Below are 12938 nucleotides of genomic sequence, written 5' to 3' on the forward strand. Positions count from 1 at the left end.
CCTCCAGATCATTGAATCTGGAAACCCATGAATCACACTCCCCGACAGAATTGAATCCTGAATGTCGATTGAACCTAGGGCTCACCCTTCCGAAGAGTCAACATGATAAAAAGAGTCATGTTTTAATTTGTCGGATTGCCGCCCCACCTGTGGCCGATCGGCCACACTCGTGGCGATTTCGCGATCAGTCCCGAAATGCAGGAATCACTGTGCGTCGGTGGCGTCGAGCCTTGCCAGCACCTCGGCGCGATCGACGGCATCATGGACCAGCAGCGACAGCGCGCCCGACAGCGCAAATCCTGTGCCGCTATCGACAAAAGCGTCCCATTGCTGCTGCCCGCCCCCGAGGCCGGAGCGGACGAAAAGCACCTCTCCCTCCGACGTTGTCCGGCGGAAGGCGTCGGTCAGTTCCACCGTCTCGGACGGCGCCTTGACGCGTTGGTCGAAGGGCCTCTCGAACGTCCCCTCCATCGTATAGAGCGCCACCTCGTCCGCCGCGCTGCGCACCACGATGTCGACGCCGTCGAAACTGTAGGCCTCGACCGTCACATCGTCCCGCAGGTCAAGCGGGAGTCCCTGGCGCGGAGCGGAAGGCACGGCCCCCATGCGCGTCCCCTCCTGGGGCGCCGGCATCGCCTGATCGGCGACCACCGCTGGCGGTTCGACTTCGGCAACCGCCGCCTCGCGCGACAGCATAGCGTCGGAGGGGGACGGCGAAAGCATGTCCTGCCGCCCGATCAGGGGAACGATCAGCGCGGCGGCGAACACCGTCAGCGCCATGGCGGAGGCCGGCATCAGCCAGTGCGTTCCACCGAACCACCGCGTGAACGGTCCACCCTTGCTCTCGGGCGCCCGTCCCGATTGCGCGGCAAAGGCGCGCGCGCTCATCGCCGCCACCGCGCCGATTTTCGCGGGATCGGGCTCAGGCGTCGCGATCTGCGACAGGCGCTCGAATGGGTCTTTGTCCTGGGCGGTCATAGTCTGTCCTTGAGCGTCTTGCGCGCATTGTGGATGTGCCAGGCAACCGTCACCTCCTTGCACCCCATCACCTGGGCGGCCTCCGCATGGCTCATATGCTCGGCATAGACCAGCAGCACCGCGTCACGCTGTTTTTCCGGCAGTTCCCGCACCAATTGCCACAGATCGTTGAGGGCAAGCTGGTCTTCCTGGGTCGGCGGGCTCTCCTCGGTGGCCCCGAGGGAAATCTCCGACACCAGGCGCTGGCGCCGCTGGCTCGAACGCTTCAGATCGTACACCGCATTGAGCGTGATGCGATAAAGCCAACTGGTAAAGCTGGCCCTCCAGTCAAAACTCTTCAAGGCCGTGGCCAGGCGCATGCATACGGTCTGGGTCACGTCCTCGGCATCGCTGCGATGCCCGAGCCAGCGGAACGCCGTCTTGAAGATGAAGCCGTACTGACGCGCGACAAGCCGTTCGAAGGCCACCACGTCGCCCGCCTGGGCAAGGCGTACGAGTTCGGCGGTTTCCGCGGCATTCCGATCGGGCGCCGCGACCGGGCGGCCTGCCGTTTCGGCGGAACTGTTCGCTATGTCCATAAAACTCAAACCACGCGAGACAATCCCGACCCAACCTACAGGCCAGCCGGCCTGCTGATCAACCCCTCGGGACCCGTGCCGCCGCATCAGACGCCGGGGGTTAAAAATCCACCGTTGCCGACCAAGGCTTTCCGATCCGCCACCGTCTTACCCCGGAGACCGGAATGGGGATAAGGATGTTCCCATCAGGCTGGATATTGCGAAACCTCTCGACGCATGCTCGGCATGGCCAGGCGACGGGATTTATAAGGAGGTCATATTGCTCTCACGTTTCAAGACACCGCTGATCGCCATTCTGCTCGGCGTGCTGCCCTATTTCATCTTTGTAGGCAGTTCCCAGACCATCACCGTCAACGGCGCGGTGGTGCGGGACGAGCAGTTCAATCTCCTGGGCATCGTACTGGCGGTCGTCGGGCTGTGGCTGGCCTTTACCGTCCTGCGCCCATCCGCGCCCGGGGATGTGGTCCGCAAGGCCCTGGCGGGGATTGCCGCCCTGCTGTGTCTCGTGCAGCTTGCCGCCTCGGCCGACATCATCCGGCCTCTGGACTGGCTCACCCCCGACGCCGACCTGCCGCCCCTTGCCTATAGCGGGCTCAGCACGGAGAATCGCAATTTCGTGGATGGCATCGTCGAACGGGGCAATATGGACGACGTCGTCCGCGATCTGATGAACCGGTCCGTGTTCACGCTCGATGACGCCCATCAGCATATGGACTACGCCGATATCTGCCATGACGGCCGCTACCGCATCGATTACGACGCCCTCGTCGCCCTGTTCTCGGTGCTTCCCACCGCGCAGCAGGACGAGATCACCCAAAGGGCCGCCGACCTGCGCCGCCCGGCGCCTACGCTTGAGGATTGTTCGCCCCAGCGCACCAATTACGCCATGGGTGAACTGGTCGATGACATGAACCAGCAAATCGACATGATCACCATCCTGCGCGACGGCTATGTCGCGTTGAACCCATGAAAACGCTGATACAGGCCTTCATTGTGTTGCCGCCCCTGCTGGCGGCATTCGCGGCGGCGGCGTTGTTCTGGTTCCTCGTCCTGGGCCTTTCGGCGTTCAGCGGAACCGAACAGGAAACCGCCGCCAATGTCGCGCTGCTGGCGATGCTGTCCTATATGGCCGCCTATGCGGGGCTGGCCGTGATCGTCACCCTCTGCGTCTGGAGCAAATGGCGTATCGCCGGCCTGTTCCACGTCCTCATCTGGCTATGCTTTCTCTCCTTTGCCGGCACCATGGCCTGGGCGCTGAGCGTGCTGCTGGCCGGCTGAACGCGATTTCAGCCGCCGCCCAGCGTGAGAAATCAGTGCAGTTCCAGCCGCGAGATGAGCCCGCAGTCATTATAGGCGGCATGGGCGGCCGCCCCGGTCGCGAACGCGATGAACTGCTCGGCTTCCGCCCGGTTGGCAGCATCGGTGAACGCGGCGATGGAGAAATGGGTTTCCGCATTCAATTCCGGCGGCAGCGGTCCCAGAATCCGCACGCCCTCCACCGTCATGAGTTCGCTCACCTGCTGGATGGCCATGTCGGCCCGGCCGGCCATGATTTCGCGCGCCGTAAAGCCTTCCGGGATCGCGGTCGCCCGCCCCAGGACCTCTTCGGCAATGCCCAGCCGCTCCAGCACCGTGTGGAACTGGCCCCCGCTGGCCCCGGCGCGCGACCAGGCGACGCTCCGCGCTGAAAGAAGGGCCGAGCGCACCTGCTCGGCCGACGATATGTCGAGAGGCGCTGCATCCGGCGCAACCGCGAGGCCGATGGTCGCCGTGGCGATCGGCCGAACCGAAGCTGCCGCCACGATCCCCTGCTCCGCCAGGGCGTTCATGGCATGGTCAATGAGGACGATGACATCGCCGCGTTCGCCCCCCGCCACCTTCTGCATCAGAACCGTGGTCGGGTTCCAGGTGACATGGGGCGACAGGCCCGTCTGCCCGGCGAATTCGGGCAGGATACGGGTGGCGAAAGCCCTTTCTACGGCCAGGCTGCTCAGAATGTTCAGCGCCATCTCCTCCTCACCGTTCCGCGACGCTGTTGCCGTCCTCGAGGCCCGCAAAGGCCAGGCCGGAATCGGCCAGCGCGCGCTCGACCCAAGTGCGGTCGACGGTGCCGTCCTTGATGCGCGCCAGTTGAGCGACTTCCGCCCGCTGCTTTTCCTCGGCGGCCGGCAGCACTTTCGCCACCATGTCGTAGGGGACGCAGACCACGCCGTCATCGTCGCCGATGATCGCGTCGCCGGGATTGATCACCATACCGTCGATGGCGACTGGCACGTTCACTTCCCCCGGGCCGTCCTTGTATGGACCGCGATGGGTAACGCCCGCCGCATAGACCGGGAAGGCATGCGCCCTGATATGGGCGACGTCGCGCACCGAACCGTTGACGACGACGCCCGCCAGCCCGCGATATTCCGCATAGGACAGCATCATTTCGCCCAGCAGCGCGTTGGAGAGGTCCCCGCCGCCATCGATGACCAGCACATCGCCGGGCGCGGCCATGTTGAGCGCCTTGTGGATCATCAGATTGTCGCCCGGGCGCGTCCGCACCGTATAGGCCGTCCCCGCCAATATGCCCGAGGCATGATAGGGGCGCAGGCGCGGGCCACCGGCAGGAAGGCGGGCCATCACATCGCTGATATTGGCCACCGGCAGCTTCGCGAGCCGCTCGATATCGTCCCGCTCCACACGGCGGCCGGGTTGCTGAACATGGAGTGGAATCATGGCTGATGGTCCTTCTTGTGGAAAATGTCTGGGTCCTGTTGCGGGATGGTGGCACTGACCTCGCCGACCCCCTCTACGATGCCGTGCAATCGCGCGCCCGGCGCGACCGGAACCGGGCCGAGCCGGGCTCCGGTCAGAATGCACTGGCCGCGGCGCAGGCCGTGCCCGCGCGCCGCCAGATGGTCGGCCAGCCAGGCGACGGCCTCGCGAACGGCCGCCGTCGATGCTGGAGGCTTTCCCGCCGTGCTCGTGGTTTCGTCCACCCGGAGCTCTGCGCCGAGATCGGCGAATTCGAGCCCCTGCCATGCGGCCGTTCCCGTACCGATGACCGCGGCGATATTGCTCTGGCGGTCGGCCAGCGACGACCAGCGCGATACCGCTTTCCGGTCGACGAACCGGCTGTCGAGCAGTTCGAACACCGCGACGGCCTCCCCGATCGCATCGGCGATTGTCCCCTGGCTTGCGGTCGTCAGGTCGCTTGCGAGCACAAATCCGATTTCCAGTTCGACCAGCGGCGCCCGCAAGGGAGAGCGAAATGGCTGGCCGGCGGCGACCGCTTCAAAGACCGGCGAGCAGCGCGGCACGTCGCCGCCGGACGCCGGCGCGACCTTCCACGCCTCGGGCTGGCCCAGCCGGCGGATCATCTCGTCCTGGATCAGATAGGCTTCCGCGTCCGTGGTCGGCCGGCAGTCCTCGGGAAGATCGGCAAGGCCACCTTCCGCGCCCGCCAGCAAATGGTCGGCGGCACGGCGTGCCGCATCGGGGATCACTATCATTGAGCAGACCTCCAGCGGCTCTCGGAACGCGGAACCGCGTCCGGACTGGCCGCAATCAATTCCATGGTATAGGGCTCCCGGGGACGCTCGAAGATCTCCTGCGCCGTCCCTTCTTCCACGACCTTCCCCTGCTTCATGACCAGGATGCGGTCGGCGAAATCGCGGACCAGCGGCAGGTCGTGGGCGATGAAGATGTAGGACAGCGCGTATTGCGTCTGGAGCTTGCGCAGGAGATCGATCACCTGGGCCTGCACCGACACGTCGAGAGCCGAAACCGCTTCGTCGCAGAGGATCACCTCGGGCTGCAGCGCCAAAGCCCTGGCGATAGCGATGCGCTGGCGCTGCCCGCCGGAAAACTGATGCGGATGGCGTTCCGCATGTTCGGCCCGCAGCCCGACATTTTCCAGCAATTCGACAGTGCGGTCCTTCCATTGCGCCCGGGGCAGGAAACCCTTGTGGATCGCCCAGGGCTCGGCGATGATTTCCGCCACCGACATGCGCGGGTTGAGCGACGCGGTCGGGTCCTGGAACACCACCTGCAGGTTGCGGCGCATCTCGAACAATTCCGCCGCGCTCATCTGAGCGACATTGCGCCCGCGCCAGCGAATCTCGCCCGAGGTCGGCCGCGTCAGGCCGAGAACGGTCCGGGCCAGGGTGGACTTTCCCGAGCCCGATTCCCCCACGATGCCGAGGGTTTCGCCCTTGTGCAGGTCGAAATCCACCCCATCGAGCGCCTTGAGCGTTTCGACCGGACGGCCGAACCAGCCCGCCGATATGGGATAGAACTTGGCGACGCCGCGTCCCTCGAGCAGGCGCTCTCCGGCGGCTTCGGGCTGGCGGAACCGGCTCTTGCCGGGAACCGCGTCGAGCAGCTGGCGCGTATAGGGATGCGCGGGCGCCCCGAACACCTCCCGCACGTCGCCGCGTTCGACCACCTGCCCGTCCTTCATAACTACGACACGGTCGGCCGTCTGCGCGACCACGCCCAGATCATGGGTGATCAGCAGCACCGCCATGCCGGTTTCCCGGCGCAATTCGGTCAGCAGATCGAGAATCTGCGCCTGCACGGTCACATCGAGCGCCGTGGTCGGCTCGTCGGCGATCAGCAGATCGGGCTTGAGGGCGATCGCCATGGCGATCATGATCCGCTGGCGCTGCCCGCCGGAAAACTGATGCGGATAATCCTTCAGCCGCGCCTTGGCATTGCGGATGCCCACCCGTTCGAGAAGCTCCAGCGTATGGCGGCGGGCCTCCTCGGGGCTCACCCCATGCAGGCGCATGCTTTCGGCGACCTGCCAGCCGATCGGATAGACCGGATTGAGATGCGCCAGCGGGTCCTGGAAGATCATCGCGATGCGCGGGCCGTTGATGCGCCGCCGCTCGGCGTCGTCGAGATGGAGCAGGTCCATCCCGTCGAACTCCGCCCGCCCCGAGGTGATCCGCCCCGGAGGGCTGTCGATCAGCCCCATGATCGCCGAGGCGCTGACCGACTTGCCCGAGCCGCTTTCGCCCAGGATCGCCAGCGTTTCTCCTCGCCGAATGTCCCATGAGACGCCGCTCACCGCCTTGTTGACCGTCGACCCGTTGCGGAATTCGACACTGAGGTCGGAAACCTTGAGAAGCGTATCGTTCATCACTTTTCTCCCTTGCCCTCAAGCCGCCAGCGCTGAACGGGGTCGATGACCATCCGCACCCAGTTCGACACCAGGTTGAGCGACATGGTGACCAGCGCGATGGCGAGGCCCGGCCAGAAGGACAGCCACCATGCGGAGCTGAGATAGTTGCGGCCCTCGGCCACCATCACGCCCCAGGTGACGTTGGGAGCCTGCACGCCCAGGCCCAGAAAGCTCAGGCTGGCTTCGGCAAGCATCACGAAGGCGAAGTCGAGCGTCATGATGGTGACGATGGTGGGAAACACCATGGGCAGGATGTGCTTGCCGATGAGCCGGACCGGCCCCGCTCCCGTCACCCGCGCCGACGTCACGAACATGCGGCTGCGGATTTCCATCACCTCGGCCCGTACGGTCCGCAGGTAGATAGGGACGCGGGTGATGGCGAGGACGATGATCACATTGGTGATGGCCGGATCGAAGACATAGAGCACCACCAGCGCGAGCAGCAGCGAGGGGAAGCTCATGACGATGTCGGTGAGCCGCAGGATCGCATCGCCGAGGAACCCGCCGCGATAGCCCGCGATCAGCCCGAGCACCGAGCCCACCACCATGGAGAGGAGGACCGCCGCCCCGGCGATGAGCAGCGTCGTGCGCGTCGCGAGGATCACCCGCGCCAGGATCGGGCGGCCCAGCGCGTCTGCGCCGAGCAGATACCAGAAGCCGCGCTCGAGTTCGAATGGCGGCGCGTTACGGGCCCGCAAATTCATGCTGGTGGCGATGTCCCCCAGCAAGGTGGGCCCGAGAACCGCCAACAGGGCGAAAAGGACGAGGACGACCACCGCGGCAAAGGCGAAGGGGTCCTGGCGCAGCATGAAGACGAGGCCGATGCGGCGCTGCGCGATGGGTTGGGAATGCTGGGACTCGAGTGTCATGTCGCTCACACCATTTCCTCGCGGGTCCGCGGATCGAGCCCCAGATAGGCCAGGTCGATCAGTACGTTCATCAGGAATATGGCGATGGCCGTCACCATCACTCCCGCCTGGATAACCGCAAAATCACGATAGTTGATGGAGTCGATCATCAGCTTGCCCACGCCGGGGAACCCGAAGATCGTTTCGACGATCACCGCGCCGTTGATGATGCCCGCCGCCTGGTCGCCGGCCACCGTGATCACCGGCAGCATGCCGTTGCGCAGGGCGTGGACGAACAGGATGCGGCGGCTCGGAGCACCCTTGGCGCGGGCCGTCTTCACATAGGCTGAAGAGAGGACGCTGATCATCGAGCTGCGGGCGACCTGCACGATCAACCCGGCCGGGCGCAGGGCGAGGACCGCGATGGGCAGCACCCATTGCGCGACACTCCCGGTTCCCGAGGTCGGCACCCAGCGCAGGGTGACGGCAAAGACGATCACCCCGATGATGGCCACCCAGAAATTGGGCAGGCTCGCCCCGATCAGCGAAAGCACCGTCGCGATCCGGTCGAAGATCGAATTGGGCCGCCAGGCGGCGAGCGCCCCGGTCACCACGGCGACGACCAGTGCGATGGTTATCGAATAGAAGGCCAGCAGCAAGGTTGTCGGCAGGGCCTGCAGCACGAGGTCGATGGCCGGCAATCCCTGGCGCAGCGACATGCCGAAATCGAACCGCAGCAGGTCCCCAAGGAACGAGAAGAACTGCTCGTAGACCGGGCGGTCGAACCCGTGCAGATGTTCGAACTGCACGCGCATTTCGGTCGGCGCATCGAGCGGAAGATAGAGGTCGGCGGGCGATCCCGTCATTCTCGACATGAAAAAGACCGCTACCACGAGCGCGAACAGCGATATCGCGCTCCACAATGCCCGCTTGGCAAAATGTCTGGCCATTGACCGGCTCCTCGCGGTTGGGACGAAGGCGGGGCCCCGACCGGCTTTCGCGATCGGGCCCCGCCTTGAGATCAGTTGAAGGTGATGTCGGCCAGTTCGAGCTGGATGAGGCTCAGAACATTGGGCTCGTAGGAGATGGACGAGCCGACCCGCATATAGCTGACCATGTGGTACATCGGCACGGCCGGGATGACCTCATCGGCGATGATGCGATTGGCTTCCTGGAAGGCCAGGGTGCGCTCCTCACCCACCGACTGTTCGGCGGTGTCGATCAGGCGATCGACCTCGGCATTGTTCATCTCGGACTGCTGGCCATCCGTATGGTAGCGGAAGCGCATGGTGAAGGCGGCATCGCCATTGTTGTTGTCGTGCTGCTCCTGGATCAGCATCGCTTCGCGGTCCGCCGGATAGGGGCGGTTGACGAGGCGAAGCCAATCGGCGCTTTCCATCATCTCGAGGCGCACGCTGAAGCCGACGGCGGCCCACATCTGCTGGATCGCCTGCAGCACTTCCTCCTGGTTGGGGAAGAAGCCGATGCGGCCGACCAGGCGGATTTCCCGATCGACGGGCACCCCGTCCGCGCGCGCTTCGTCGAGCAGTTGCTGCGCCCGCGCCGGATCATAGGGCCACGGCTCCAGATCGGGGTTGTGGCCATTGATATTGGGAAGGATGAACTGGGTCGCGATCTGCGCCCGATCGCTGAGGATCGTGCCAAGCAGGGCCTCGCGGTCGAAGGCGAGGTTGAGCGCTTCCCGCACGCGGATGTCGTCGAGCGGCGGCAGCATGACGATGCGCATGCGCGTGGTTTCGCCGTTGAGGAACGGAATGTCGATATCGGGATTGACCGCATCCTGCGGCGCGATGTCGTGAGCGATATCGGCTTCGCCGATTTCGACCATGGCCGCCCGCAGCGCGGACTCGCCACGGAACACATAGGTCGCCTCGCTGACCTGGGGCGCTTCGCCCCAATACCCGTCATAGCGCGCCACATGCACGCCATCGGCGTTCCAGGCTTCGAAAGCGAACGGACCGGTTCCCACCGGGGAACGGCTGAGGGCGTCGGTCGGCGTATTGGGCGAGACCACTCCGATGAAGCTGAACAGCGTGGGCATCAGGACCTGCGCCGGCGCGGCGCCGATCTCGATCGTGTGCTCGTCGATGATATCGGTCGTTATCTCGATGCCGGCGATCTTGGTGCGGTCGAGGCAGGAAATCTCCTGGCTCTGCAGCCGCTCGATCGAAAAGGCCACGGCCTCCGCATCGAACGGGGTGCCGTCATGGAAGGTGACGCCTTCGCGCAGCGAGACGCGGTATTTCCCGTCGCCGATATCCTCCCACTCCGTGGCGAGGCGCGGCTGGATGGAGCCGTCTTCCGGACTGATCGTCGTCAGCGTCTCGACAATGTTCTCCTTCACGATCACCCCGATACCGGTCACCGTGGTGTTGCAGCCGTCGATATTGGCCGGTTCTGCGGGCAGTGCGATTGTGAGCGCGGTATCCTGCGCCGCGCCAAGGGCCGGCCACATGGCCGCCAGGGCCAGAATGGACGCACCGGTCATGCGTATCATCTTCTTCATCGTCTCTCCTCCTAGAGCGCCAAGCCGCGATCACTTTGGGTCCAAAACCCGGCAACAATCCCATTGCCGGAGCCAAAAGGGCTCCGCGGCCACTGGCGGTTAGCCAAGGCTTTTCAAATGGCGATGAGGTGGCCCATGACCCGTTTTGGCTGATTGCCCCATCGTGCCTAACGCTGGGGTGCCGGACATTTGGCGTCCGGCAAGGGGGAAGCTATCGCACCGCTCGGCCAGCAGCCACTAGAGAGTTTTGATCTTGCTATAAAAATCCTATATAGATCGGCGATGACTTCGGGAATTCTTGATATCCGCCGGCTTCGATACATCTCGGCCATTGCCGAGCATGGTTCGCTGTCGGCTGCCAGCCGGGTATTGCACGTGGCCCAGCCCGCGCTGAGCTATCATTTGTCCGAGACCGAAAAGCAGATGGGCAAGCCGCTTTTCGAGCGAAGTTCCAAGGGGATGGTTCCCACCGCCATCGGGCTCCTCTATCTCGAGCATGCCCGCCTGATCCTCGACGCCGTCAAGCTCGCCGAACTCGACCTGCGCCGCCAGATGACCAACCCCCAGACCGGCACGACCGTCAAGCTGATGGTCATCCCCTCCCTGGCCTCGACCTTCGCGCCCTCGATTCTGGAATCCCTCGACCGGGCGCTGTCCGATGTCCGGATTCATCTCATCGAAGCGCGGACCCGGCTCGCCGAGGAACACATCGCCTCGGGGCAGACGGACGCCGCCATCGCCCTCAAGGCCGAAATCGGCCGGGGCGAGCTTCCATTGGCCTTCGAGGAACTGGCCTGCATGTCCAGCCGGCAGCACGGACACGGGGACGACTCTCCGATAGGCTTTGCCGAGGTGGCCGCGTCCAATCTGATCCTGCCATCACGTGGCAATCCTTTGCGCGAATTCCTCGAATTGGCCGCGCGCAAGGCCAAACTTACGCTCAATGTTCGCATGGAAATCGACGGTTACGAGCCCCGTCGGCACGTGGTTCTGGCCGGCCACGGCACCACCGTGGTCGGCGCCGGCCCCTTTTCCAACCAGGAAAGCGACCCGAATCTGGTGCTCAAACCGATCGTCGAGCCGCAATTGCGCCGGCCGATCGTGCTGCTGCTCAGGGACGGGTTCGATGCGGAACTCGGGCGCACCATCCGCGCCACCCTATCCACCACGCTCGAGGCCATCCAGGCCCGAACCCGGTAGACGCGCCCTATTTGATGCGCCGCAACGGCAGGGTGGCCGCCATCAGCGCTCCGATGGCGGGAAAGACCGCCAGGGCCGAGAACGCCAGCCCGAACCCCAGCTGCACGGTCCGCAGGCTGGAGGAATCGCGGGCCAGATCGGCATCCGCCCCATCCCGCAAGGCGTTCACCAGCGTGCCCGCGCCATCGCCGCCATGGCGAAGCGCCGCCATGAGCACAGCCCCCACAACCGCTGTTCCCAGCGCCGCGCCCAGCGAGCGGGACAACTGGACCTGCCCCGCGGCCGCGCCGACCCGCTCGGGTCCGGATGCGAGCTGGGCCGAGATGAGGACCACCGCCATCACGGTGCCAAGGCAGACCGCGATCACGAGGAACAGCCCGCCCAGCGCGATTGAATCAAGCATCGGCGACAGCCAGGCCAGCGCGATGAACCCGATGACGGCGACGGAAAGCCCCATGGCCGGGAACATCGCCGTGCGGCCCGTCCGGCTGATCAGCAGACCGGTGGTCATCGACCCCAGCCCGATGCCGATGGAAAACGGCACCAGCATCAGCCCCGCCGTCACGCTGTCATAGCCGTGCACAAGCCGCAGATGCAGCGGCAGGAAGGTGAGGAACGCCACCAGGGTCGCCCCGTGGCACATGGCCATGGCGCAGCACCGCCAGACGGTGGGATCGGCGATCAGGGCCGGGGAAAAGACCGGCGCCTGCGCGTGCTTCTCATAGCGGAACAAGGCGAATGCGCAGACTATGGCAACAAGGACGAGCCCGATCGCCGCCATACCCGCCCGCTCTCCGGCCAGGAAATCCAGCCCCACCAGCAGCGGGGCGACCGTCCCCGCCAACAGCAGCAGGCCCACGAGGTCGAATCGGTATTTGCCCGGCGCACGCGCGCTTTCAGGCAGGCGATAAAGGAGAATGAAGGACAGCACGGCCACCGGCAACGGCGCGAGGAATACGCCCTCCCATCCCACCGTATGGGAGATGAGGCCGCCGATCACCGGCCCTGCCGTGCTCGCCACCATGCCGGTGGCGGAAAAATAGCCCTGATAGCGCGCCCGCTCCCGCGCCGGCACGACATCGGCGATCAGCGCGTGGGACAGGGCCATGAGACCACCGCCGCCCAGCCCCTGGATCACGCGCCCCACGATGATCTGTTCCAATCCGGTCGCACTGGCGCAGATCAGGCTGCCCATGGCCGAGATGACCAGCGCCACGCGCAGCATCTTGCGCTTGCCGAGCCAGTCGCCCATGCTGCCATAGCATGGCGCCGCAATGGCCGCGGAAATGAGATAGGCCAGCATCACCCAGGACACATTGCCCAGATCGCCCGTCGCCGCCGCGATGTCGGGCAAAGCCGTCGCAACGATCGTCTGGTCGATCAGGGCAAGGAACATCGGCAGGACGACAACGGGATAGACCTGCAGAAACCCCATCTGGCGCGCAGGCTGCGGCGACGACATCACCTTGCCTTGGCCAATGGGGGTGCGATCGGGGTGAGCATCGTCACTCGGCGGCGAAGGGGGGCAGCTTGGCCCGGGCATCGGTGCGGGCCAGCCGGGCGAGAAGGTAATCGATCTCTTCCTTGGCCTTCGCCGTGAGCGTTCCGGCCGGCTTGCGCTGCCGGTCGGACGT

13 protein-coding genes are annotated in these 12938 nt (G+C 65.2%); 3 read left to right on the plus strand and 10 right to left on the minus strand.

The window, feature by feature from the left end; all coding sequences use genetic code 11:
• Positions 1 to 204: 204 nt before the first annotated feature.
• On the minus strand, positions 205 to 978 hold the full coding sequence (locus tag DVH29_RS15425; RefSeq protein ID WP_114647080.1) for a hypothetical protein: 774 nt from the start codon (positions 976 to 978) through the stop codon (positions 205 to 207).
• Positions 975 to 1556, minus strand: a complete 582-nt coding sequence (locus DVH29_RS15430) for an RNA polymerase sigma factor (RefSeq protein WP_114647081.1) — start codon at positions 1554 to 1556, stop codon at positions 975 to 977. The genes DVH29_RS15425 and DVH29_RS15430 overlap by 4 nt, the downstream gene beginning before the upstream one ends.
• Positions 1557 to 1815: 259 nt before the next feature.
• Here DVH29_RS15430 and DVH29_RS15435 point away from each other — a divergent pair, with 259 nt between their 5' ends.
• Both DVH29_RS15435 and DVH29_RS15440 read left to right on the plus strand, forming a co-directional pair.
• Positions 1816 to 2526 carry a hypothetical protein gene (locus DVH29_RS15435; protein ID WP_114647082.1) on the plus strand — a complete coding sequence of 237 codons (711 nt, stop codon included), beginning with the start codon at positions 1816 to 1818 and terminating at the stop codon, positions 2524 to 2526.
• Positions 2523 to 2834, plus strand: a complete 312-nt coding sequence (locus tag DVH29_RS15440) for a hypothetical protein (RefSeq protein ID WP_114647083.1) — start codon at positions 2523 to 2525, stop codon at positions 2832 to 2834. The genes DVH29_RS15435 and DVH29_RS15440 overlap by 4 nt, the downstream gene beginning before the upstream one ends.
• Before the next feature lie 32 nt (positions 2835 to 2866).
• On the opposite strand, the gene DVH29_RS15445 is transcribed toward DVH29_RS15440, so the two are convergent.
• The 7 genes from DVH29_RS15445 to DVH29_RS15475 all read right to left on the minus strand — a co-directional run bounded on the left by DVH29_RS15445 (position 2867) and on the right by DVH29_RS15475 (position 10104).
• Positions 2867 to 3565, minus strand: a complete 699-nt coding sequence (locus DVH29_RS15445; RefSeq protein WP_114647084.1) for a substrate-binding domain-containing protein — start codon at positions 3563 to 3565, stop codon at positions 2867 to 2869.
• Positions 3566 to 3572: 7 nt separating this feature from the next.
• The gene (locus DVH29_RS15450) at positions 3573 to 4277 is read right to left on the minus strand and encodes an RraA family protein (protein ID WP_114647085.1); all 705 of its coding nucleotides are present in this window, start codon (positions 4275 to 4277) and stop codon (positions 3573 to 3575) included.
• Positions 4274 to 5053, minus strand: a complete 780-nt coding sequence (locus DVH29_RS15455) for a 2-keto-4-pentenoate hydratase (RefSeq protein WP_114647086.1) — start codon at positions 5051 to 5053, stop codon at positions 4274 to 4276. The genes DVH29_RS15450 and DVH29_RS15455 overlap by 4 nt, the downstream gene beginning before the upstream one ends.
• Complete coding sequence (locus DVH29_RS15460) at positions 5050 to 6687, minus strand: ABC transporter ATP-binding protein (RefSeq protein WP_114647087.1); 1638 nt, start codon at positions 6685 to 6687, stop codon at positions 5050 to 5052. The genes DVH29_RS15455 and DVH29_RS15460 overlap by 4 nt, the downstream gene beginning before the upstream one ends.
• A complete protein-coding gene (locus DVH29_RS15465; RefSeq protein ID WP_199562614.1) occupies positions 6687 to 7598 on the minus strand; it encodes an ABC transporter permease in 912 nt (303 codons plus the stop codon). The genes DVH29_RS15460 and DVH29_RS15465 overlap by 1 nt, the downstream gene beginning before the upstream one ends.
• A gap of 5 nt (positions 7599 to 7603) precedes the next feature.
• Positions 7604 to 8527, minus strand: a complete 924-nt coding sequence (locus tag DVH29_RS15470; RefSeq protein WP_114647088.1) for an ABC transporter permease — start codon at positions 8525 to 8527, stop codon at positions 7604 to 7606.
• 71 nt (positions 8528 to 8598) lie between these two features.
• A complete protein-coding gene (locus DVH29_RS15475; RefSeq protein WP_114647089.1) occupies positions 8599 to 10104 on the minus strand; it encodes an ABC transporter substrate-binding protein in 1506 nt (501 codons plus the stop codon).
• Between the two features lie 282 nt (positions 10105 to 10386).
• Between DVH29_RS15475 and DVH29_RS15480 the strand changes: the two genes are divergently transcribed.
• A complete protein-coding gene (locus tag DVH29_RS15480) occupies positions 10387 to 11304 on the plus strand; it encodes a LysR family transcriptional regulator (RefSeq protein ID WP_114647090.1) in 918 nt (305 codons plus the stop codon).
• Positions 11305 to 11311: 7 nt separating this feature from the next.
• Here the strand turns inward: DVH29_RS15480 and DVH29_RS15485 are convergent, their stop codons facing one another.
• On the minus strand, positions 11312 to 12766 hold the full coding sequence (locus tag DVH29_RS15485; protein ID WP_158541705.1) for an MFS transporter: 1455 nt from the start codon (positions 12764 to 12766) through the stop codon (positions 11312 to 11314).
• Positions 12767 to 12938 lie beyond the last annotated feature (172 nt).

The sequence above is a fragment of the Pelagibacterium lacus genome (assembly GCF_003345525.1).
Taxonomy (GTDB): domain Bacteria; phylum Pseudomonadota; class Alphaproteobacteria; order Rhizobiales; family Devosiaceae; genus Pelagibacterium; species Pelagibacterium lacus.

Excerpts from the sequence above, each read along its gene's own strand:
- DVH29_RS15425 (WP_114647080.1), bottom strand. The coding sequence starts at position 978 with ATGACCGCCCAGGACAAAGACCCATTCGAGCGCCTGTCGCAGATCGCG.
- DVH29_RS15430 (WP_114647081.1), bottom strand. The coding sequence starts at position 1,556 with ATGGACATAGCGAACAGTTCCGCCGAAACGGCAGGCCGCCCGGTCGCG.
- DVH29_RS15440 (WP_114647083.1), top strand. The coding sequence starts at position 2,523 with ATGAAAACGCTGATACAGGCCTTCATTGTGTTGCCGCCCCTGCTGGCG.
- DVH29_RS15445 (WP_114647084.1), bottom strand. The coding sequence starts at position 3,565 with ATGGCGCTGAACATTCTGAGCAGCCTGGCCGTAGAAAGGGCTTTCGCC.
- DVH29_RS15450 (WP_114647085.1), bottom strand. The coding sequence starts at position 4,277 with ATGATTCCACTCCATGTTCAGCAACCCGGCCGCCGTGTGGAGCGGGAC.
- DVH29_RS15455 (WP_114647086.1), bottom strand. The coding sequence starts at position 5,053 with ATGATAGTGATCCCCGATGCGGCACGCCGTGCCGCCGACCATTTGCTG.
- DVH29_RS15460 (WP_114647087.1), bottom strand. The coding sequence starts at position 6,687 with ATGAACGATACGCTTCTCAAGGTTTCCGACCTCAGTGTCGAATTCCGC.
- DVH29_RS15465 (WP_199562614.1), bottom strand. The coding sequence starts at position 7,598 with ATGACACTCGAGTCCCAGCATTCCCAACCCATCGCGCAGCGCCGCATC.
- DVH29_RS15470 (WP_114647088.1), bottom strand. The coding sequence starts at position 8,527 with ATGGCCAGACATTTTGCCAAGCGGGCATTGTGGAGCGCGATATCGCTG.
- DVH29_RS15475 (WP_114647089.1), bottom strand. The coding sequence starts at position 10,104 with ATGAAGAAGATGATACGCATGACCGGTGCGTCCATTCTGGCCCTGGCG.
- DVH29_RS15480 (WP_114647090.1), top strand. The coding sequence starts at position 10,387 with ATGACTTCGGGAATTCTTGATATCCGCCGGCTTCGATACATCTCGGCC.
- DVH29_RS15485 (WP_158541705.1), bottom strand. The coding sequence starts at position 12,766 with ATGTCGTCGCCGCAGCCTGCGCGCCAGATGGGGTTTCTGCAGGTCTAT.